Origin of the sequence: Gemmata obscuriglobus (assembly GCF_008065095.1) — a bacterium.
Taxonomy (GTDB): domain Bacteria; phylum Planctomycetota; class Planctomycetia; order Gemmatales; family Gemmataceae; genus Gemmata; species Gemmata obscuriglobus.
Genome location: NZ_CP042911.1, coordinates 781,157 through 802,419 on the forward strand (window position 1 = coordinate 781,157; position 21,263 = coordinate 802,419).

Annotated in this window: 14 protein-coding genes; 5 read left to right on the top strand and 9 right to left on the bottom strand. The window is 67.1% G+C overall.

Translation table 11 applies throughout. The features are described 5' to 3' along the window. The first annotated feature begins 27 nt into the window (after positions 1 to 27). A complete protein-coding gene (locus tag GobsT_RS03355) occupies positions 28 to 1,221 on the top strand; it encodes a zinc ribbon domain-containing protein (protein WP_010039238.1) in 1,194 nt (397 codons plus the stop codon). 235 nt (positions 1,222 to 1,456) lie between these two features. Beyond that, complete coding sequence (locus GobsT_RS39290) at positions 1,457 to 4,627, top strand: S1C family serine protease (protein ID WP_232068327.1); 3,171 nt, start codon at positions 1,457 to 1,459, stop codon at positions 4,625 to 4,627. Between the two features lie 61 nt (positions 4,628 to 4,688). On the opposite strand, the gene GobsT_RS39295 is transcribed toward GobsT_RS39290, so the two are convergent. From GobsT_RS39295 to GobsT_RS03375, 3 genes are read right to left on the bottom strand one after another with little or no spacing between them, the layout of a single operon-like run. Next, a complete protein-coding gene (locus tag GobsT_RS39295) occupies positions 4,689 to 5,360 on the bottom strand; it encodes a hypothetical protein (RefSeq protein WP_010039236.1) in 672 nt (223 codons plus the stop codon). 30 nt (positions 5,361 to 5,390) lie between these two features. Then, positions 5,391 to 7,502 (bottom strand): CotH kinase family protein, encoded by a 2,112-nt coding sequence (locus tag GobsT_RS03370; protein ID WP_010039235.1) that lies wholly within the window; start codon positions 7,500 to 7,502, stop codon positions 5,391 to 5,393. Positions 7,503 to 7,562: 60 nt separating this feature from the next. Continuing rightward, entirely contained in the window at positions 7,563 to 7,760 is a 198-nt protein-coding gene (locus GobsT_RS03375) for a hypothetical protein (RefSeq protein WP_148087593.1), read from the bottom strand. A gap of 153 nt (positions 7,761 to 7,913) precedes the next feature. Between GobsT_RS03375 and GobsT_RS03380 the strand changes: the two genes are divergently transcribed. Next, positions 7,914 to 8,372, top strand: coding sequence for a hypothetical protein (locus tag GobsT_RS03380; RefSeq protein WP_010039233.1), 459 nt, complete (start codon positions 7,914 to 7,916; stop codon positions 8,370 to 8,372). A gap of 440 nt (positions 8,373 to 8,812) precedes the next feature. Here GobsT_RS03380 and GobsT_RS03385 read toward each other — a convergent pair whose 3' ends face one another. Beyond that, positions 8,813 to 9,334, bottom strand: coding sequence for a hypothetical protein (locus tag GobsT_RS03385; RefSeq protein ID WP_010039232.1), 522 nt, complete (start codon positions 9,332 to 9,334; stop codon positions 8,813 to 8,815). Positions 9,335 to 9,457: 123 nt separating this feature from the next. On the opposite strand from GobsT_RS03385, the gene dnaE reads away from it, so the two are divergent. After that, a complete protein-coding gene (gene dnaE, locus GobsT_RS03390) occupies positions 9,458 to 14,311 on the top strand; it encodes a DNA polymerase III subunit alpha (protein WP_010039231.1) in 4,854 nt (1,617 codons plus the stop codon). 40 nt (positions 14,312 to 14,351) lie between these two features. Here dnaE and crcB read toward each other — a convergent pair whose 3' ends face one another. From crcB to GobsT_RS03405, 3 genes are all read right to left on the bottom strand, one after another. Continuing rightward, positions 14,352 to 14,768, bottom strand: coding sequence for a fluoride efflux transporter CrcB (gene crcB / locus GobsT_RS03395; RefSeq protein WP_197905095.1), 417 nt, complete (start codon positions 14,766 to 14,768; stop codon positions 14,352 to 14,354). Between the two features lie 59 nt (positions 14,769 to 14,827). Next, entirely contained in the window at positions 14,828 to 16,318 is a 1,491-nt protein-coding gene (locus GobsT_RS03400) for a hypothetical protein (RefSeq protein ID WP_010039228.1), read from the bottom strand. A 393-nt stretch (positions 16,319 to 16,711) separates the two neighbouring features. After that, positions 16,712 to 17,773 carry a diguanylate cyclase gene (locus GobsT_RS03405; RefSeq protein ID WP_162097355.1) on the bottom strand — a complete coding sequence of 354 codons (1,062 nt, stop codon included), beginning with the start codon at positions 17,771 to 17,773 and terminating at the stop codon, positions 16,712 to 16,714. Positions 17,774 to 18,436: 663 nt separating this feature from the next. Between GobsT_RS03405 and GobsT_RS03410 the strand changes: the two genes are divergently transcribed. Further along, entirely contained in the window at positions 18,437 to 19,444 is a 1,008-nt protein-coding gene (locus GobsT_RS03410) for a sigma-70 family RNA polymerase sigma factor (protein ID WP_010039221.1), read from the top strand. A gap of 202 nt (positions 19,445 to 19,646) precedes the next feature. Here GobsT_RS03410 and GobsT_RS03415 read toward each other — a convergent pair whose 3' ends face one another. Both GobsT_RS03415 and GobsT_RS03420 read right to left on the bottom strand, forming a co-directional pair. Next, the gene (locus tag GobsT_RS03415; protein WP_010039220.1) at positions 19,647 to 20,162 is read right to left on the bottom strand and encodes a hypothetical protein; all 516 of its coding nucleotides are present in this window, start codon (positions 20,160 to 20,162) and stop codon (positions 19,647 to 19,649) included. Between the two features lie 156 nt (positions 20,163 to 20,318). Continuing rightward, positions 20,319 to 21,029, bottom strand: a complete 711-nt coding sequence (locus tag GobsT_RS03420) for a (5-formylfuran-3-yl)methyl phosphate synthase (protein ID WP_010039218.1) — start codon at positions 21,027 to 21,029, stop codon at positions 20,319 to 20,321. Between the last annotated feature and the right edge of the window lie 234 nt (positions 21,030 to 21,263).

Consider the following 21,263-nt stretch of genomic DNA (forward strand, 5'->3'; position numbering starts at 1 on the left):
GGTTCGTCCCCTCGAGCAGGCCGCGTAATGAGCATCCGGCTGTCGTGCCCGTCCTGTAACCACGGTTTCGCACTGCCCGTCCTGCCGGGGCACCGTCGCGCGACGTGCCCGCGGTGCGGCGACGTGTTCCCGATTCGGACCTACACGGAGGAAGGGGATCACGAGCCGGTGGCGGAGACGACCGGAACCGCCGTCGCACCTAAAAGCCAGAAGCAGCCCTTCTGGAACAACGGGTTTTACCTCCTGCTGGTTACCTTCGCGCTGGTGGTGATCGCTTCGGGCGTCATTGTCGGGATGCGGACAAGAGACGGATCGGGGCCATCGAACGACGGCCTTTCTTCCGTGCCACCTCCGTCGTCGGAATTGGCCGCGCTCCGCTACCTCCGCGGGAACTCCAACATCGTGTTCGCGATTCGCCCGGAACCGCTGCTCGCGTATGCGGAACGGACAAAGCAGCAACCCGGCGACGTGCTGAAACGGTCCGGGCTTCCGGACGGACTCGGCGCGACGGTCGAGCAACTGGGCGTTCCGCTCGCGCAGATCGATCACCTCGCGGGCGGGCTCGAACTGGGCGAGGGCGACGACGCTATCCGACTGACGTTGGTGCTGGTGCTGAAACAACCGCCCGCCGACGAGGACATGTTTCTGAGTAAGCTGAAGGCGCGGCCGGTGGCCGGAAAGCGCGACCGGTACGACGCCGCGGTGGGCCGGTTCGGCTTGCTCCTCGCACGGGTGTCGCCGACGGTATGGGTGTTCGGGTTGAACCAGAAGGACTTTAGCGCGATCGAGGCTGGCGAGCACCGTCCGGCGGGTGCGCAGTTCCGCGGCGACGATCGCTCGGGACTTCGCGGGATGATCCGGGCCGTCCCGGCGGACGCCGCGGTGTGGGCCGCGGCCGACGACGACCGCGACTGGACGCAGAAACCCGCGCTGAAGCTGTTCGGCAACGCGCCCGAGGTGAAGAAGTGGTTGACGGCGGTGAAGGACGGGCGGGGCGGTACGCTCGCGGTGCGCCTCGGCGAGCAGCCGCAGGTGCAACTGCGCGTGCGGGCCGTCGATGAAGCGACGGCCGGGCGCGTGCGCTCGTACTTCGCGGCGCAAGCGGGGGAGCTTCCCTCGGCGCGGTTCGGGGGAGAAGGCGCGCTCGCCGAGTTCGATTCGCCGTTCAGTGCGGACACGGGTCGACTGCTTCAGCGCTTCCTCGCCGACGCCGGCCGGTAAAGCGGGCGCCGTTCGGTTCTTGAACCTTCTCTGTGACTATCGGCGCACCCGGTCGGGCCGCTGCCGTGCTCAATCGCGCCGTGCCCGGGATGTCATCGCGAGTTCGTGCGTAATGACATGACCGGAACGGACCGAGCATCTGTTCAATTCGTTATCCGGCCGCCCCGTGTTGACTGTGTCGCGCCACACGCCGATACTCGATGAAAACGTGTCACCCGAACTTCGGACGGTGCTCATGCCACGCGCCCTCGCCCTCGGCCTTCTCGTCGTTGCCGCGCTACCGGCTCGCGCCGACGACGCCATCGCCCCGGAAACTGTCACCGCGACCAAGTCCGCCTCGGTCTACGTTCGGGTCGAGGGGGACGACTGGAAGGGCTCCGGGTCCGGGTTCGTTGTCACCGTCGACAAGGACAACGTGCTCGTGGTCACCAACCACCACGTCGTACTCAAGCCGCCGCCCGGCGCCCCGCCGAAGCCGGCGACCGTGCGCGTGGTGTTCGGCAGCGGAACCGTGGCCGAGCGCGAGTACCGGGCGGCGGTCGTCGCGGCCGACGAGGAGCGCGACCTCGCCGTGCTCCGGGTGACCGACGTGAAGGACCCGCCCAAGCCGATCGCGTACCTCGACCCGCCCAAACCGGTCGAGACGATGAGCGTGTACTCGTTCGGGTTCCCGCTCGGGCAGGCGCTCGCGACCGGCAAGGGAGCCCCGGCCGTCACCGTCGGCAAGGCGTCGGTCTCCAGCCTCCGCGAGGGGAGCGACGGCGAACTGGCTACCATCCAGATCGACGGCAACTTGAACCCGGGTAACAGCGGCGGACCGGTCGTCGACGGCAAGGGGCGGCTGGTCGGCGTGGCCGTTGCCCGCATCCGGGACGGTCAGGGGATCGGGTTCCTCGTCCCGGCGGCCGAGGTGGGCCGGCTGATGGCCGGGCGCGTCGAGCGGGTGCGGGTCAGCACCGGCAAGGGAGACGGCGGAAGGCCGATCGCGCGCGTCGAGGCCGAGGTGATCGACCCGGCCGGCGCGGTCCGGAGCGTGACCGCGTACTGCGTCGTGGTTCCACCGAAGGAGAAAGCGCCGGACGCCGCCGCGCTCGACAAGCACCCGCGCGCCAAGAAGGTCGTTCTGAAGGTGGACAACGGCCTGGCTGTCGGCGAACTGGCGATCGACAAGGCCGAGGGCGCGGTGCTGGTTCAGGTGATCGGCGACCGGGGGGCCAAGACGGAAGCCGTGGCCACCCGCCCGCGCGCCTTCGCGCTCGCTCCGGGCTTGACGCCCGGAGACCTGGCCGGCCCGCCGCCGGCCGGATGGAAGGAGCACACCTCGCGCGGCAAAGAGTTCTCGGTCTGGTTGCCCGAGAAGCCGGCGCGGCAGACCGAAGAGCGGCGCAACTTCGCCTTGGGCGCGCGCGCCTTCCCGGCCGGCGGCGTGACCGGAGAAACGGAAGACGGGCTCGGCTACCGAGCGGAGACGGTCGACCTCCCGCCCACGCTCGCCCGCCTCGCGGCCGACTTGTTCCCTGCCATCCGCAGCTCCCTGCGGGACGAAACTGCGGGACGGATCACCGAATCGGTTCAGGCCCAAATCGGGACGCTGCACGGGGCCGAGTTCTGGCTCGAGTCCCGGACCGGCATCACCCGCGTGCGGGCGTACGTGCACGACCGGCGGATCTACCTGGTGCGAGTAACCGGTACGACCGGCCAGGTGTCGGGTGCCGACGCGGAAACCATCCTCGCGTCTTTCCGCAAGCCGGGGGACCTCCAGGCCCAGGCGCCGGCCACGCGCCCCTCCCCCGGCAAGCCGGCCGAGCCGAACGTGGTGCCCTCGGGTAAGGAACCGTTCATCCTCGGGTCAATCGCTCACGACCCGAAGTTCAAAACGATCGGCCCGGCGGGCGCGATCCTGATCGGGGTCGAGGCTCGGTTCGGCAAGTTCGGGGACCTCGACATCGTGCGGGCCGTGCGCCCGATCTACCGGGTGAACGGCAAAGAGGAATTCGGCAAGCAGTTCGGCAACGACCTGAAGGGCGCGGTCACGCTCAAGGCCAAAGACGGGTACGCGGTCGGCGGGGTGACGGGGAAAGCCGGGTGGTGGTGTAACGGGTTCGCGCTCACGTTCATGAAGGTGAAGCCGGACGGCACGCTCGATCCGAAAGACTCTTACGAGAGCGAGTGGGCCGGTTTCAACGGCAAGGGGGACGTGCACCGGGTGATGACCGACGGCGCCCCGGCGGTCGGCATCGTCGGGAAGATCGTTGGTCACGAGACTACCGCGTTCGGCCTGCTCTTCAAAGGCCAGGAGGGGTTCGAGACCAACCCGTCGGCACCGGTCCCGGGCGCGCCCGGGGAGCCGAAGGTCATCGCACTGGGTAAGGAGCCCTACATCCTCGGGTCGATCGAACACGACCCGAAGTTCAAGACGATCGGCCCGGCGGGCGCGATCCTGATCGGCCTGGAGGTGCGGTTCGGCAAGTTCGGCTCGACCGACATCGCGCGGGCCGTGCGCCCGATCTACCGGGTCGACGGTGAGGAGGAGTTCGGGCGCCAGTTCGGCCGGGACATGAGGGGCGCAATCACCCTGAAGGCGAAGGACGGGTACGCGGTCGGGGCGATCATCGGCAAGGCGGGATGGTGGTGCAACGGGTTCGCGCTCACGTTCATGAAGGTGAAGCCGGACGGCACATTGGACCCGAAAGACTCCTACGACAGCCCCTGGGTCGGGTTCGACGGCCGGGGTGAGGTGTTCAAGGTGTCCGGTGACGGCGCCCCGGTCGTCGGCATCGTGGGCAAGATCGTCGGCGCCGAGACCACCGCCCTCGGGTTGGTGTTCAAGGGACAAGAAAAGTTCGCCGTCGGCGACGGGAGCGGCGCGCCCGTAAACCCGAAGGTCACCGCCGCCGGCAAAGAGGCGGTGACCTTCGGGGGCGAGCAGAACCGGGCGTTCGAAGCCCCCGGCCCCGACGGGGCCATCTTGGTCGGGTTGGAACTCAGCATTGAGGAGGCGATCGGCGAAGATTGCATCAACGGGGTGCGGCCGATTTACCGGGTGACGAGCGGCGGGAAAACCGAGATCAAGATCGGGGAACGGTACGGCGCGCGTGAGGACCGGTTGGTCACCCTGAAGGCGCGGGCCGGGTACGCGGTCGGCGCCATGACCTACAAGTACAGCCGGGACTTCGACGGCTGCCTGCTCACGTTCATGAAGATCAAGGCCGACGGCACGCTGGACCCGAAAGACTGCTACGACAGCGAGTGGATCGGGTGGAAGGGGCGCGCGAACGAGGGACGCATTGACGGCGAGGGGAAGCCCGTTGTCGGAATCGTTGGCCGAGGAGACGCCAAGGAGGTGACCGGGTTCGGGCTACTGTTCAAGGGCCAGACGTTCGATCCGGCGGACAAGAACAAGTGACCCCCCGACGCGTTCCCGGGCTGCCGTTGCAGCACGGCAACCCGGGGGCACGCTCAAGAGATCATTCCTTCCCCAGCACCAGATCCACCACCCCGCACCCGCGGACGTGCGGCCCCGGCCCGCGGCAGTGGTTCAGGATGTCGTCGGAGTTACACCCGGCGTCCTGAAGCGCGTCCGCCAGGACCGGCATCGCAGAGAAGTCACGCGATTCGTACATCTGCCCCGCCAGTGCGACAGCGGTGCCAGTGCGCCATTCGGGGGAGAAGGTAACAGGGCGGAACGGGTTGCCGAAGACCTCTCGTGCGATCGCAACGATGGTCGTCGGTGGGAACACACCGAGTTCGGTGATGGCCAAGTACTGATCGATATTCTCTGTTTCCCCGTCCAGCGCGAAGATGGCGTAGAACGCGGTTTGAAACTCCGGCGCGTCTGCGATGCTCTGCGACATGCGCCCGGCCAGCAAGGGCTCGACTTGCAACCGGCCGGACAGTTCCCACATCGCAACCCGTGCGTCATAAAACGCCTGCTCACGCTGGGATCGTTCCAGCAGTCCGTCGGCGTCTTGTTCGGCCGCATCGACTGCTGCCCGCAACCGCGGATCGGTCGGTCGCGCTTGAAGGGTGCGAGCCAACGCGCAGGCGAAGAAGCGCAGCTTCCGGGCACTCGCGCGGGTGCGGAGGGCCTCCAACACCTCGGCCGGATCATCACACGCCAGCCACTCCGCTTCGGTCATCGGCGGCCCTCGCTGCCTTTCGGCGTCCCATTACTTCACGCTGACGGCGACCGGCGCGCTCCAGTTCCCGCAGCGCCCGGTGGCGTCGCGCCAGCGGGCGCGGACCCGGTACTCGCCCTTCTCCGCGAACACCTCGCGCGGGATCTCCACCGAACGCCCCTCCGCCACGTCCTTCCGCCAGTGGTTCGCCAGTTCGTACCAGCCCTTCTGGCCGACGCGCCCCACCCGCCACTCCAGCGCCGCGGACTTGGCCCCGGCGGGCGACGTGAACGCCGCGGCCTCGAACGTGTAGCCGTTGGCCTTGGGGCGCGTCACCGCCGGTTTCGCCGGGATCTTGTCGTCTTTCGCCTCGTGCGCCAGGTAGCCCCAGCCGTAGCCGCGCTGGTCGCCGTCGTTGGGGGCGTAGTTCTTGACCGGGCGAACGTCGGTGCAGAACTCGATCAGGTACTTGCGGAACCCGGCGAAGTCGGCGGTCGCCAGCGTCCGCTTCCACGCGCCGCCGAAGTGGTCGCCGGTGGCCGGGTTGACGAAGTACGCGCCCTTCGGGTTGATTCGCGGGTGGTGGTTCCAGCGGGCTTCGTCCAGCCGCGGCCAGTCCACACGGAACCCTTTCGGCGTCAGCGCCGAACCGAGGTCGGACACCAACTGGCCGACCTGCCCGCCGCGGTCGGTGCCGTCGGCCGCGAACAGGTCGAGCACCTCGCGTGCCCGGTTGCGGTACTCCAGCGCGATCGCGGGGTGCTGGAGGCAGTTCGCCGCGTCGATGTAGCCCGGCTGGTGGTGCCGCGGGACGAACGTCATGTCCATGTCCCACGGGATCGGCGCCCAGCGCCCGTCCGGGCGGCGGTAGTACCCGTGGTTGCCGTCGGGCCGCAGGTCCACGTTGCCGAGCAGACGGTTCAGCGCGTGAAAGCTGAAATACGTCGGCAGGTCGAGGTTCTGGCGCCACCAGTCCTCTTTCGGGTTGGACCGCATCCCGTTAAGGAACTTGTCCCACTCCTTCTGGGCGTCCGTCATGCCCTTGGGGGTGTGCTTGATCCCGCTCTGGATGCTGACCGTCAGCCCGTCCGCCAGCGGCCGGTCGGCGAGCAGCTTGGGGTTCATTTCGCCGAGCGCGATGTAGACGCCCCACAGGTCGCCCGCGTACTGGTCCTTCGCGGCCACCTCGTCGGCCCCGGTGACCACGCGCCACTGCACCCACGTCGCCTGCGGGCTGGGGACTCCGGCGAGCCGGTACGAGCGCATGCACAGCACCTCGTCCAGCCCGGTGATGCCGCGGTGGACCGGCAGGTACGGCGTGGACCCGCCCGGGTTCAGGTCGAGGCTGTCGCACGAGACCGGGAACGGGACGCCGTCGTGATCGACCATCGGCACGTCGTGCCCGCGGGCGAACTTCAGCGCCCATTTGTTCTTGCCGGCGATGTGGGCGCTCCCCTGGCCGCGGTTGCTGTACTGGATGTGGTCGTACACGATTCCGCGGTAGACGACCGTGCCCTGCTGCTTCTGCTTGTGGAAGTTTCCGTCCCACTGGCTCTTCGCAACGTCGTCCGCCCGCGCGAGCAGGTGTAAGGGTTGGAGCGTGTTGAGGAACGCCGCCGAGAACGCCAGCGGCAGCACCTTTCCGGGCTCGCGCGAACCGGTCCAGGTCGCGGGGCCGGCGTTGCACCACCACGCGAAGTTGGGGCAGGTGTCGTCGGCCGCCGGGAACCGCAGGGCTTTGCCCGCCCCGTCGGTCGCGGTGACCCGGTAGCGGAGCAGCCACCGGTGCTTCTGATACGTCGCCGGCACCCGAACGCTGAACACGCCGTCGCCGGCCTTCTCGTCGCCCTCCTTGCCGTCGTCCCGCATCGGGAGGTCGGTCCAGTCCTTCTCGTACTCGGCGTCGGCCTTGCGGACGTACTTCCCCGGCGCGACCGCTTGCAGCTTCAGGGTGACCTTCGTCACGTCGGCCGGCAGCTTCGCGGTCACCAACACCGGCACCCCGGGCCTCGGCGCGACGGGCTCGTGACGCGCCTCCCCAACCGCGAGCGGCTTTACCGCAGCGTCCGCTTTGCGCGGGGTATCGGTGGGCGGTTGAGCGAAGACGGGTGAGGCGACGGTGACGAGCAGCCACGTAAGGAGCATCGGGAGCCGGTCGGTCATATGTGTTGCTCGCGGAGAATCGGGGGAAGGTCGCGTTGCGGGAGCGGGACGCTCGTGGCGTCACTCCTTGCCCAGTACCAAGTCTACCACCCAGCACCCGCGCACGTGTACTCCGTCGCCGCGGCAGTGGTTCAGGATGTCGTCGGAGTCACACCCGGCGTCCTGAAGCGCATCGGCCAGAACCGGCATCGCGCCGAAGTCGCGCGACTCGTACATCTGCGCGGCGAGCGCGACGGCTTGACTTAGTCCTACTGCCAAATTGAGGGCTCACAACGGTTTCGGCGGTCGGGGCGAGATGCGTAAGTTCCGGTAGCACCCGCGCGAAGAATCACCCGGTAGCCCCTTGACGCGGGAGACACATGACGGCATATCCGCCGGCATTGGGGCCGAATAGCTCGGGGGGGGCGTGTCATGCGGCGCATTGTGCTCGCGGCGGGTGTGTTGTGCGCGGTGGCGGTAACAGGGCGCACCACAGCTCAGAACAGCTCGACCGGCTTCTCGACACCGGGTCAGGTGGTCGGCTCGTACAGCGGAAACTTGAACCCGGTTGGTAACCGGTTGCCCCAGGTGGCGCCGCCCGTCGGTCAGGCGATTACCGGCAACGCTCAGCAGCGGCCGTACGACCCGAACCACCCCTACGACGCCTTCAAGGGGAGCAGCTTCAGCCCGAACGATCTGGTGGCGCCGCTCGTCGGCCCGGACGGTCAACCGGTCCAACCGCCGGACGCGCTCGACCGGCTGTCCGAGAAGATCAAGGCGTTCTTCGTAAAGACCCCGGCGCCGCCGCCCCGTCCGCCGTACACCCCCGGCATCAGCCGCCGCAACAAGGAGCGGCGTGAGATGCGTGAGATCCCCTGGCGCCGCGACTGATGCGCCACGTTGGTTGCTCTGTATTTCTGTAGCTGGCCTCAGTGAGGCCAGCGCAACACGGATGATGCCGCGCAGGCCCATGTCGGTTCCGTGCTTACGAAAGCAAGTTTTGAGAGGATCAACAGGATCAACAGGATTTGAAATTGATCGGTCTTCAATCCTGTTGATCCTGTCAAAATCTTCTCGGCTTCTCCATTGAGCTTTGGTGCTGCGGTCTCGCCTCAGGCGGGACGTGGTCGCACGGCGCCGCGTGCGTTTGATACCGCCGCGTGTTCTTATTCCCGGTCCGGCTGGTATTGTCTGTTTCTTGTGACACAGACATTCCTGTCTGTGTGGCGTGAGAAGGCCGCACAGACAGGAATGTCTGTGCCACAAAGACGAAACCAGAACGGACACCAACAGCCGGTTCGTGTTCTTGGCTGAGGCTCGCTTTCGCGCACCTACTCCGTGAGCTGAAACGAGTTCAGAAACTCGTTCGCGAGGTCGGACTGTACGTAGGCGTCGGTGCCGATCACCATCACCTGATACAGTCGCGGGCCGACGACCCAGATCCGCGCCCGCATCGCCCCCCGCGTGGGCTGCGTGATCGACGCCGAGAACTCGCGCCCGGCGTACTTACCGGCCAGAACGTGCGAACCGCTCGACTCCTCTTTGCCGCCCGCGGCGCGGATCAGATCGCCTTTCGCCGAGTTCAGCACCCAGGGGACGAATTCCGGCGGCTCGTCGCCCTTCACCGGCAACTCCGTGACCGTGACCGAGCGGGCGCCGTCCGACGTCTCGACCTTGTACGTCACCGACCGCGTGCCGCCAACGACCCGGTCGCTCGTCTGCGGGGCGATCCCGAACTTCACCTTGAACTTGTCCACCGTCGAGACGAACTCCGGCGCGTCCGCACAACCCGACACAACGCACGCCGCGAGCGCCAGAGCGCCGCCCAGCGCGCGGCGCGTGAACTGAACCATCGTTCGTTCTCCTCGCACCGGCGCCCGCTAGCTCACCTTCCGTCCCGCGCGCGCCGGGGGTATAACCACAGTGTAACCGGTCTTGTTCGAATGTTCACGCCCTCACCGCGACGGTAACCACGCATGGCGAAGTGCTTCTGCCACCTGCACCTGCACACCCACTACAGCCTGCTGGACGGGTTCAACCGCATTCAGCCGCTGGTGAAGCAGACCAAAGAACTGGGCATGAACGCGGTCGCGATCACCGACCACGGGAACCTGTACGGCGCCATCGAATTCTACATGGAGTGCAAGAAGGGCGGCATCAAGCCCATCATCGGGTACGAGGCGTACCTGGCCCCCGGCTCGCGCCTCGACCGCGACAGCAAGGGCGAGCTCGGGTTCTCGACCCACCTCACGCTGCTGGCCCAGAACGAGACCGGGTTCAAGAACCTCATCAAGCTGTCCAGCAGCGCGTACCTGGAAGGGTTCTACCGCAACCCGCGCATCGACCGCCAGATCCTGGAGGCCCACAAGGACGGGCTCATCTGCCTCAGCGGGTGCCTGGCCGGCGAGTTCAACCAGTACATCATCAAGGACAAGCCGCAGGAGGCGGAGAAGACGGCCAAGTGGTTCCGCAAGGTGTTCGGCGAGAACTACTTCATCGAGATCCAGAACAACGGGATCGGGCTCCAGGACCAGTGCACGCCCGTGGCCGCGGACATCGCGAACCGGCTCGGCGTCCCGCTCGTGGCCACCGCCGACGCGCACTACCTGTGCGCCGAGGACGCCCAGGCGCACGACATCCTGTTCTGCATCAACACGCGGCAGATGCACGACCCGCGGAAGAAGAAGTACCCCGAAGAGCGGATGCCCAACCCGTACTTCGTCCGCAGCCCGGAGGACATGTACCGGCTGTTCCCCAACTACCAGGACGCGGTCGCGCGCAGCCAGGAGATCGCCGACAAGGTCAACATCGACCTGGACTTCAAGAAGCGGCACTTCCCGGTGTTCACCACCCCGGAGGGGCGCACCCCCGAGCAGTACCTGCGCGAGCTGTGCGAGCGGGGCATGGAGGAGCGGTACGAGGGGAAGGCGTCCGAGGCCGTGCGCAAGCGCCTCGACCACGAGCTGGGCATCATCGCGCGGATGGGGTTCTCGAGCTACTTCCTCATCGTGTGGGACTTCGTCCGGTTCGCGCGCGAGGAGGGCATCCCCTGCACGGCCCGCGGCTCCGGGTGCGGGGCCATCGTCTGCTACCTGCTGTACATGAGCCACGTCTGCCCGATCGAGTACGACCTGCTGTTCGAGCGGTTCCTCGACCCGAACCGGTCCGAGGCGCCCGACATCGACATCGACTTCTGCCAGGACCGGCGCGAGCTGGTCATCGACTACGTGAAGAAGAAGTACGGGGAGGAGTCCGTCGCGCAGATCGGCACCTTCGGGACGCTGGCCGCGAAGGCCGCGCTCAAGGACGTGGGCCGCGTGCTCGGGCAGACGCCCGACCGCATGAACGCGCTGTGCAAGCTGGTGCCGATGAAGGGCGCCATCTCGAAGAGCCTGCAGGAGGCGCTGGACGAGTCCCCCGACTTCAAGCGCGAGTACGACCAGGACCCGAGCATCAAGCAGGTCGTGGACATCGCGCTGAAGTTAGAAGGCGCGAACCGGAACGTGGGCAAGCACGCCGCCGGGGTGGTGATCGCGAACGGCCCGGTCACGAACTACGTGCCGGTCCAGCGGCCGCCCAAGAAGGGCGGCAGCGACGAGGGCTCGGACGACACGACCACGATGACCACCCAGTGGGAAATGGGCATCCTGGAGAAGGTCGGCCTGCTGAAGATGGACTTCCTCGGGTTGCGGAACCTGACGGTCCTCGACAACTGCGTGAAGCTCATCAAGAAGACCCGCGGCATCACGGTCGAGCCGACGAAGTTCCCGCTCACCGACGAGGCCACGTACCAGTTGCTCCAGCGCGGCGACGCGAAGGGGGTGTTCCAGCTCGAAAGCGAGGGCATCCGCGAGCTGCTGAAGCGCATGAAGCCGGACAACATCCGCGACCTGATCGCGGTGCTGGCGCTGTACCGCCCCGGCCCGCTCGAGGGCGGGATGGTGGACGAGTACGTGGAGTGCAAGAACAAGCGGAAGCAGCCGTTCTACCCGCACCCGGTGATGGAAGAGGTGCTGAGTGAGACCTTCGCGGTGATGGTCTACCAGGAACAGATCATGCGGATCCTGAACAAGCTCGGGGGGATCGAGCTCGCGAAAGCGTACGCGTGCATCAAGGCCATCAGCAAGAAGAACTTCGAGATCATCAACGCCCGCAAAGTGGACTTCGTGACCGGCGCGAAGGAGCGCGGCCTGGAGGCCGAAAAGGCGGACGAGATCTTCGAGCTGATCGTGAAGTTCGGCGGGTACGGCTTCAACAAGTGTGTGGTCGCGGGGACCGAAGTGACGGACGCCGAAACGGGCGCGGTCGTTACCGTGGGCGAGCTGTTCGAGTCGCGCCGCGCGGTCACCGTTCACGCGCTGGGCGCCGACAGTAAGCTCCGCCCGCGCCCCGTGACCGACGTTGTGTGGAACGGGCGCAAGCGCGTGTACCGGCTCACGACCGAACTCGGCAAGAGCATCACCGCGACCGACAACCACCCGTTCCGCGTGCTGGACGGCTGGAAGAACCTCGGCGAGCTGAAGCCCGGGGACCGGATCGCCGCCCCGCGCCGCCTTGCGGTGCCGTCGGCCGGGACGTGGCCGCAACACGAAATCGTCGCGCTCGCCGGGCTGCTGTCGGAGGGCAACACCTGCCACCCGACAACGCTCTACTTTTACGGCAACGACCGCGTGCTGATCGACGACTTCGCGCGCGCGATCGGTCAGTTCCCGGACACCGTGGCGAAGGTGTACGCGCGCCCGAACCGCCGGAACCTCGAAGTCCGGGCGAACACCGGGCGGGACACCCGTCTCAAGTCGCGCGCCGAGCGCGACGCGGCCGTCGCGTTGCTGGCCCCGCCGACGCGCTCGGGCGCGTTCGTGTGGGCGCAACGGCTCGGCATTCTTGGCAAGACGGCGACCGAGAAGTTCGTTCCGCACGACGTGTTCCGGCTGTGCGACTCCGACCTCGAACTGTTCTTGGGTCGGCTCTGGGCGGGCGACGGGTTCATCGCGAACGACACCCTGAAGGTGCCGTTCTACGCCACCTCGTCGCGCCGGTTGGCCCAAGACGTTCAGCACCTGCTGTTGCGCCTCGGCATCGTGGGCCGGATTCACGAGAAGCAGTTCAAGTACAAGGGCGGCTTGAAGCCCGGCTTCACGGTTCACCTGATCGGCGACGGCGCGGCCGAAGCGTTCCTCGACCGCATCGCCCCCCACTGCCTCGGGCGCGAGCACGCGGTCACGATCCTCCGGGAGCACGTTGCGACCACGGCGCGCGGGCTCACGAGCAAGGACACCGTGCCGCTCGAAGTTCGGGCCTGGGTTGACGACGGGCGCCGCGCGCGCGGGCTGACCTGGGACGAACTGGAGCAACAATCCGACGTTTCGACGCAGGAATTTTACGGCACCCCCGCGCCCGGCAAAAAAGGGTTCCGGCGCGCCACGATTGCGAAACTGGCCGCGTTCTTCGGCTCCCAGCGGCTCGCGGCGGTCGCCGATTCGGACGTGTTCTGGGACCGCGTCGTTTCGATCGAGTACGCCGGGGTTCAGGACACTTACGACCTGACCGTTGATGAGGACCACAACTTCGTCGCGAACGGGCTGATCGTCCACAACTCGCACACCGCGGCGTACGCGCAGATCGGGTACCAGACCGCGTACCTGAAGACGCACTACACCGCCGAGTACATGGCCGCGCTGCTGTCGAGCGAGATCGACGACGGCAACAAGCGCGACGTGTTCATCGACCACATCTCCGACGCCCGCCGGCTCGGCGTCGACGTGCTCCCGCCGGACGTGAACCGCGGGATGGCCGACTTCGACGTGCTGAACAACCGCATCATCTTCGGCCTGACGGCCATCAAGGGGGTCGGGCGCGGCGCGGCGCTCGAGATCGTCCGGGCGCGCAACGAGGGGGGGAAATTCAAGGACCTGTTCGACTTCTGCGAGCGGGTCGACCGGCGCATCATCGCCAAGGCGGCGGTCGAAGGGATGATCCAGGCCGGGGCGTTCGACGTGTTCGGGAAGCGGTCGGCGCAGTTCGCCGCCGTCGCGAAGGCGTACGCGGTGGCCGACCAGCGCGCCGCCGAGAAGCGCAAGGGGCAGACCGGACTGTTCGACGACGTGGAGGAGGCGGCCGACGCCGGCCCCACCAACCAGGGCCTGACGGACGTGCCCGAGTGGCCCGAGACCGAGCGCCTGAAGTTCGAGAAGGAGGCGCTGGGGTTCTACATCTCGAGCCACCCGCTCGCGCAGCACGACGAGCAGTTGCGCCGGTTCCGCACCCACGACTGCGGGGTGCTCGCGAAGGGCGGGAAGAACGGCACCGAGGCGCGCATCGCCGGGATGATCACCAACCTCGACGTGCGCACCGCGAACAAGGGCCGCAACATCGGTCGCAAGTACGCCATGTTCCGCATCGAGGACTTCACCGGGTCCGTGCGGTGCATCATGTGGTCCGACGAGTACTCGCGGTTCCGCGAGCTGGTCAGCTCGGACACGGTCGCGATCTTCGAGGGCGTGCTGAACTGGGCGCCGGACCGGGCCGAGCCCGACTTCGGGGTCAAGAAGCTCATCACGATGGAGGAGGCCCGCACCGAGTTCACCAAGAGCCTGGTGCTGAAGGTCGCGTACTCCGAGGTCGACGAGGACCTGCGCAAGCTCGAGGCCGTCAGCGTGATCCTGAAGCGGTACCGGGGGCCGTGCCCGGTGTACCTGAGCATCCGCGACGGTAACGGGAAGCAGGTCCAGTTGAAGATGAGCGAGGAGTACAAGGTGAACCCGGCGGCGGTGAAGCTCGAAGAGCTGGAAATGCTGCTCGGCCAGGGGTCCGTGATCTTCTCGCGCTGAGCCCGTTGCCCCCGGGGCCGCGGCCCCGGGGGGCGTTCTGTTACGCCCGGCCGCCCGCCAGGCGCATCGCGAGCCACACGCCGAACAGCCCGGCCGCGACCGAGCCCAGCACGTACACCGCGGCCGTCACCGGGCGGTCGGCGCGCAGGAGCTGGAGCGTTTCGAGGCTGAACGTCGAGAACGTGGTGAACCCGCCGCAGAACCCGGTGCCCAGGAACAGGTACCAGCTCTTCCGCGACTCGTCCGGGTGGTTCAGGAACGCCGCCGCGACGAGCCCGAGGATCGCCGACCCTGAAGCGTTGATGGCGAACGTGGCCCACGGGAACGCCACCTCGCCTTGCAGCGTGCGGACGTACAGCCCGAGCCAGTAGCGGGCGTTCGCTCCGGCGCCGCCGCCCGCCGCGAGCAGCACCGCCGGGTGCGTCACGAACGCCAGCAGCCAGGTTCCGAGTTCCACGTTGCGGTTCCGTGTTACGGGCGACCGGCGCCCCCGCTTGCGGAGCACGACGCCGCGCACTACTTTGCCCCACCAGCGAGCGGCACATCCTTTAATACGAACGGCACCTCCACCGACCGCGTGTAGGTGCCCCAGAAGGTGACCGTTGCGGGGGCGCGGGGCGCCTCCCTGCCGTCGAGCAGTTCGAGCGTCAACCGGGCGACGATCTGTCGCCCGGACGGGTCGAAGCCGCTCTGCTGGCTCGGCAGCGCGAGGTCGAACACGTTGCCGTCGGCGTCGGTGATGCGGACGCCCAGAACGCTGGAGTTGCTTCCGGCCGCGTTGAGCTTCGCGCCGGGCAGTTCGTCGCTTACGCGGGCGGGCTGCACCCGGAGCGGCTCGTATGCCGTCCTCACGTCCACGAACCGTTTGCCTTTCGCGTCGGTGCGCGGGGTGGCAGTCAAGTCGACGCCCGAAACCCCGCGCCCGCTGACGGTCTTGTCGCCGTCGAGCGCGACCGCCGCCAGCGCCTCCACGCCCGAGCGCGTGAGGCCGTACACCGAGCCGGTCAGCTCGCTCGCGGAACTCGCGTTGGTCTTCAACTTGACCAGCGACTGGCGGGCGTTAGGCGTGAAGTTCGGCCCGACCTCGAGCGGGTTCTGTGCGTTCGGGTTGACCACCGTGATCGACCCGTCCGGGTTGCGCACGACCACGACCCCGCCGCCGCGCAGCCGCTGGATCTGGGGCACGGCCGCCGGGGTGAAGTCCGGGATCACCTTCCGCTTTTCGGCGTCCGCGGCGTGGGCGACCTTCACGTCGGCGTTGGACTGCCACGACAGCTTCGGCTCGGGCCACACCTGGAGCACCGTTGCGGCGACGGAGCGCGACTCGGTCCCCTTCGGCAGCTCGAACGCCTCGACCATGACCGCGCCGTGAACGGACGCTGGGAACGGTTTGCCGTCGTGCGCTTCGAGCACGACCGTGTTGTTCGGGTTCCGTGCGGTGCGGACGGGCGTGCCGTCCGGCAACTTCCCCGGGCGCACGTTGTACGGCATGGCCTCGGGGGCGACGAAGCCGCCCGCGCTCGCCACCCGCAACCGGCCGGCGGCGCACACCTTCTGCACCGCGACCCAGAACGGCACCTTGCCCGTCGCGACGGTGACCTTTGTGCCCGCGGTGTCGTTGGCCCGCGGCCCGCCGACGACCACCTCGCACCCGGCCTGTTTGGACAGCGCGGCCAGGACCGTGTCGAGGGGCGCGTCGGTCGCGTCGAGTTCGACGGTTGTGGGCGCGAGCAGTCGCTCGTTCGCGGCCCGGCGCTCGACCCTCTTTACGAGCTCTTTCGCGCGACCGGCCACCTCGGGGTTCTCGGACCGGGTCGCGGCGCGGAGCCCGGCGAGCGCGAGCAGGCCCATTTCGTCGAGGCGCTTGGTGGCGGCCTCGCGCTCGGCGAAGTCCTCGCTGCCGAGCGCTTCGATCAGCCGGGGGATGTCGCGCGGGCCGACCGGTTGCACCGGAGCGGCGCCCGCGACCGCGCCGAGCGCGACACAGAGGAGAAGTGCGGACCGCATGATGCCCTCGCGGCGACGGGGAGCGAAGTTCCGCCCCCCAGCGTAGCGGGGCGCGGGCGCCGCGGGCAAGCACGCGGCCGGAGCAGTTACACGCCGGCGCGGGCCGCGGGCGGAGCGGGGGCCGAAGCGGCGCGCGGTTCGACACGCGCCGGCGGCGCGCAGTCACCCTGTTCGCGAAGGCCGTCGCAGCAGTGCAACTCGCCGGCCCCCGCGCACTCGGGGCACGGCACCCAGGACGCGCTCAGCAGAACAACATGTTTTCCGTAGCACCGCGGGCAGAGCATCGCGTTCCCTCTCTGAACCGAGGACGGTCCCATTTGAAGAGGGGTGTTGTACCGCGCCGGGTGGACGTGTCGCAATGACCGTAGGGGTCGTGACGGCCGGGGCAACTGCTCAAACCGTCACCTGCTGCTCAGGCGCGGGCGGGGCGGACGAGGTGATGAGTCGGATGACCGCCCGGTTGCGCCCGTCGCTTTTCGCCTCTTTGAGCGCCCGGGCGGACACGTCGCGCAGTTGCTCGTAGGTCACCGGCACCCCGGCCTCCGCGACCGCCACCCCGAGGCTGATCGTCATGCGGATCAGTTGGCCGTCGTAGACGGTATGAGCAGCCTGAACGTGAACCCGCAGCCGCTCGGCCAGCGCTTCTGCGCCGACGAGGTCGGTCCCGGGTGCGAGCACGAGGAACTCCTCGCCGCCGACCCGCCCGAGTGAGTCGGTCGTGCGGATCGACGCCTGCAGAACCCCCGCGAGCCACACCAGCACCTGGTCGCCGGCGATCTGTGAAAACTCTTTGTTCACTCGGCCGAAGTGGTCGGCGTCGATCCACACGACCGCCAGCGGCCCCGGCATCCGCCCCCGGCGTTGGATCTCTTTTCGCGCGGCTTCGTCAATGGCACGCCGATTCGCCAACCCCGTCAGCGGGTCGGTCGCGGCCATCTTTTCGAGGATTTCATTCGCCTGCTGAAGTTTCCCGAGAGCGTGTTCCAGTTCCTGGGTGCGGGTTTGCACCCGCTGCTCCAGTTCGAGATTCAGCTTACGCAACTCATCCAGAAGGTGTTCGTGGCTCCTCTCCAGGAGCAACGCGCGTGAAATTGCCCGCAACGTTTGCAGTAAATCCTCCGACCGCCACGGTTTGAGAACGAGACGGTGGACCTGACTGTGGTTGATGGCGTCGACCGCGTCTTGCATCCGGGCTGTTCCGGTGATAAGCACGCGGGCGGTGCGGGGGGCCGTTCGGCGCACCCAATCAAGAAGGAAGAGGCCCGTTTCATCCGGGAGCTGAAGGTCCGAAAGGACGATGTCAACGGACCGCTGCGTCAGAATCGCCCGCGCCTGAACCGCGGTGCAAGCCGTTGTAACGTCAAAATCCCCGCCGAGTTGCGCCGCGAGCACCGCGAGTATCGCGGGGTCGTCGTCCACAACCAGGACCGAGCATTTGTACCGTGTGACGTTCATGAACGGGCTCGCCCCCACCATCACAGGCGCTCGCGGGAGCACTGGGCATGTGGAGAAAGTTAGGACACCCCCGGCCGCCGTCTCGTTACCAGTACGAATTTAAACGAACGGGTTAGAAAAAGAGGGCAGGCGGGTTTCGCATTTTACAACTATCGAGGCGGCCGCGACCAGCCACACAACGAGAAACTTGGCAGTCGTGAAATGTGAATGGAGTTCGAACGAAGAAAATGCCGAATTTGTTTGTCTTGACGCTTGATAGGCGCGAAAAAACCGCCTACAATCGGGCTGTTTGATGGGGGAAAGTGCTTCGAGATACCATGCGACACACACTGTGCTGCCGCCGGTTCGTCTGAGTGACCTGCTCGCCCTTACCTTCGCTGTGTCCTGTTCTCTGCGGCTCTTCGAGCGGCGAGTAGTGACGTGCGTCCACGGTGAGTGCGATTGTTCAACAGAATCGTCAACATACCAGCCCAAAGTGTAGTGAGGGCCAGGATCGGACGATACTGTTGGCTGTCAGGATATTCAGAACCGAACCGGGGGAATTTTTTTTCCCTCGCCACAATTCGCGCGAGACTCTGCGGCCACTGTGTCCCTTAAGTAAGTCTCGGCGCAAGACCCGGTAACCGTCCACGAACCTCTTTTGACGTAACAGGAAACGGCGCTATGAAAACTGCCAGGCGGAAGCGATCCGGCCAGTCCGCGAAGGTCGACGACACCGCGCTGACGACTTTCTCCTCGGACCTGCTGACGCCCGAAGAAGAACGCGAACTGCTCACCAGCTTCTGGGACTGCAAGAGTGAACTGGTTCGCGTCCTTCTGCGCCACTACCCGAACGACCTCCGCGCCGTGCGCCCGCCGCTGGAGCCGTGGCCGATGGCCCAGTTCATCCGCGAGCACTGCACCGAAGACCGGTGCGACGTGATCGCGGTCCGCCGCCTCCGCGACCGTTACGTTCACTACAAGCACCGGCTCGCCAGCGCCAACATCCGGCTCGCGGCCCACGTCGCCAAGCGGTTCCGGCACCACAGCCTCGCCTACAGCGACCTCCTGCAGGAGGCCGTTTGCGGCCTGATGCAGGCGATCGACCGGTTCGACGTCAGCCACGGCACTCGCCTCGCCACATACGCGACGTGGTGGATCCGTCAGACGCTTCAGATCGCGGTTGCTCGCCAAAGTCACCTCGTGAGCCTGTCGCCTCACCACTTGCAAGAACTGGGCCTTTTGCAGCAGGAATCGGAGGCTCTTGCCCACGGCGGCAAGCACCTGCCCAGCCCGCAAGAACTTGCCAGCAGAACCGGCAGTTCGCTCGAACACCTCACACACCTCCAGACCGCTACCCGCACCCCGGTCAGCCTGAACGCCGTCCTTGACGACGACAGCGATTTCAAGCTGACGGAAGCGATGCCCGACACCGGCACGCTGGTGATGCAGGAGAACAACGAGCGCCAGGAGGCCCTCAGCTTCTTGATGGAAAACCTGCGGCCGCGTGAGCGCAAGGTGCTGGACCTGCGATTCGGTCTCACCGGTAACGGGACCCACAGCCTGCGGCAGATCGGTCATCTGCTCCGGATCTCGAAGGAGCGCGTGCGCCAGATCCAAAACCGGGCACTCGAAAAGCTCAAGGCCAACGCCGAACGCGTCGGCTGGGAGCCGACCCTGCTGCTCGAGTAGTTGAGTTGCTCTTAGCTGAGAACGCAGCGTAACATCACGAGCCGCCAGACTATCGGTCCGGCGGCTCGCGGCGTTTTGAGCGCGTCGATGGTTGCAAGCGGTATGAGGATTTTGACGCTTCGGGCACATTCGCGGAGGTAATTATTACCTCCCACCCACACCGAGTTCATCCGCAGCGATTTCTCGGTTGCGTGCGGCCATGTTAAGCCGCAACTTGCCACTTTTCGGTGTCGAAGAAAACCGTCACCACGCCATCGGTGCGCGGCGGACCGCCGGTCGGAAGGTTCGTGTGCCGCCCGATAACAACGCTCACCGCTCGCGGGTAACCGGGCTTGTCGCGGAACTTCGCGAGCAGCGATTGATCCGCGCTGACGGCGTTCGGATTACTCAAGAACGCGAACGACACCGCGCCGAGGCGTGCGTCGGACGCCCCGCGCTCGCCGAGTTTCCAGAAAAGAAGGTCGGGCACTCGGGCGCCGGCATCCGGATCGGCCTGAATTAAGACGTGCCCCAGACCGCGGCGGACGGGCTCGGCCTGGTCCCACATCCGGCGGAACTCGTGGTAGAACTCCATCACGAACGACCGCTCGCGCACCTTGCGCGCCGCGGGCGGTTCTTCGGATTCGTCCGGGGTGTATTCCGTTCCGTGTGCCGCCGCAAACCGCGGGTGCATCAGGTTCAGGACGTCCGTAACGAGGGCGAGAAACGGGTCGGTCATAACGAGTCCCTCATTTCAAGAGCGAGGGGCTTAAAGCGTCGCGGCGCGAAGCGAACGGAGCTACTCAAACGATTGACGGGCCGAGCCGCAGTGTGAGCCCGTGAAAGCCCCCCCTGTCGTTGTAGGACAGCGGGGACGAGGGCGCGGCCCGTCACATCACACCTTCACCCCGGCCAGCAGTTCCTTCCACTTCTTGACCCGGACCGCGTCGATCACGCCGTCACGTTTACCCGCCGCGCACGCGGACGTGCGCACCGCGAAGTAATCCGGCGCTACGCCCTTGAGCTGCTTCAACTGCTCGGGACGCAGCGAGCCCCCCACCACGACCGTTGTGTACACGCGCTTCAACCCGTCGACGAGCGCGGCGATGTCCTTTGCGGGCATGAAGTCGAGCAGCGTTTTGCCGTCCTTGCCCCACGTGTCGAGCAGGAACGCCTTGAACCGGAACCGCTTCGCGAACTTCGCCACTTCGGCCGGCGGGACCGACTTCGCGCGCTCCCAGTCGGCGTAGGCGACCGCGACCATCTCCGTCCCGATGGGCAACTCGCGGCGGGTGTCGAGCAGGTCTTCGCCCCAGCCCGGGGCCGGCGCGTAGCCCGCGAGGCCCCACTTCACGTACTGGAGCGGCAGTTCGAGGTGCCAGTGCGCCTCGGTGATGGCGTTCGGCGACCACTCGCCCAGCGCCGCGCTCACGGGCGCCTTGCCGTCCACCGCGTCAATGACCGCCGCAACGACCTCCGCTTCCGCCGGCGCCAGGGGGCCTTTCAGCGGCTCCTTCACGTCGATGACGTCCGCTCCGCCTTCCAGGGCCGCCGCCACTTCTGCCGCCGACCGCACGCTGACCAACAGTCCGGGCGTGGTGCTCATAACAGGGTGATTCCTTCCACCGCGAAGAAGAACGATCCGTTCGGGGCGGGCATGATAAGCGATCCGGCGCACATTTTGAAACCCGAACCGGCCCGGCGGGTGGCGCGCGAGCGTTCCCGGGCCGCCGGACCCCACCCGCGGGCGGGTGAGCCGAATTTGTTTTTGCGCCCGACACGAACGCCCGAACGCCGCGAGTGCGTGCCGGAGCGGGCGAACGGTGTCCGCTCGCGCGAG

Excerpts from the sequence above, each read along its gene's own strand:
- GobsT_RS03355 (WP_010039238.1), top strand. The coding sequence starts at position 28 with ATGAGCATCCGGCTGTCGTGCCCGTCCTGTAACCACGGTTTCGCACTG.
- GobsT_RS39290 (WP_232068327.1), top strand. The coding sequence starts at position 1,457 with ATGCCACGCGCCCTCGCCCTCGGCCTTCTCGTCGTTGCCGCGCTACCG.
- GobsT_RS39295 (WP_010039236.1), bottom strand. The coding sequence starts at position 5,360 with ATGACCGAAGCGGAGTGGCTGGCGTGTGATGATCCGGCCGAGGTGTTG.
- GobsT_RS03370 (WP_010039235.1), bottom strand. The coding sequence starts at position 7,502 with ATGACCGACCGGCTCCCGATGCTCCTTACGTGGCTGCTCGTCACCGTC.
- GobsT_RS03380 (WP_010039233.1), top strand. The coding sequence starts at position 7,914 with ATGCGGCGCATTGTGCTCGCGGCGGGTGTGTTGTGCGCGGTGGCGGTA.
- GobsT_RS03385 (WP_010039232.1), bottom strand. The coding sequence starts at position 9,334 with ATGGTTCAGTTCACGCGCCGCGCGCTGGGCGGCGCTCTGGCGCTCGCG.
- dnaE (WP_010039231.1), top strand. The coding sequence starts at position 9,458 with ATGGCGAAGTGCTTCTGCCACCTGCACCTGCACACCCACTACAGCCTG.
- GobsT_RS03400 (WP_010039228.1), bottom strand. The coding sequence starts at position 16,318 with ATGCGGTCCGCACTTCTCCTCTGTGTCGCGCTCGGCGCGGTCGCGGGC.
- GobsT_RS03405 (WP_162097355.1), bottom strand. The coding sequence starts at position 17,773 with ATGAACGTCACACGGTACAAATGCTCGGTCCTGGTTGTGGACGACGAC.
- GobsT_RS03410 (WP_010039221.1), top strand. The coding sequence starts at position 18,437 with ATGAAAACTGCCAGGCGGAAGCGATCCGGCCAGTCCGCGAAGGTCGAC.
- GobsT_RS03415 (WP_010039220.1), bottom strand. The coding sequence starts at position 20,162 with ATGACCGACCCGTTTCTCGCCCTCGTTACGGACGTCCTGAACCTGATG.
- GobsT_RS03420 (WP_010039218.1), bottom strand. The coding sequence starts at position 21,029 with ATGAGCACCACGCCCGGACTGTTGGTCAGCGTGCGGTCGGCGGCAGAA.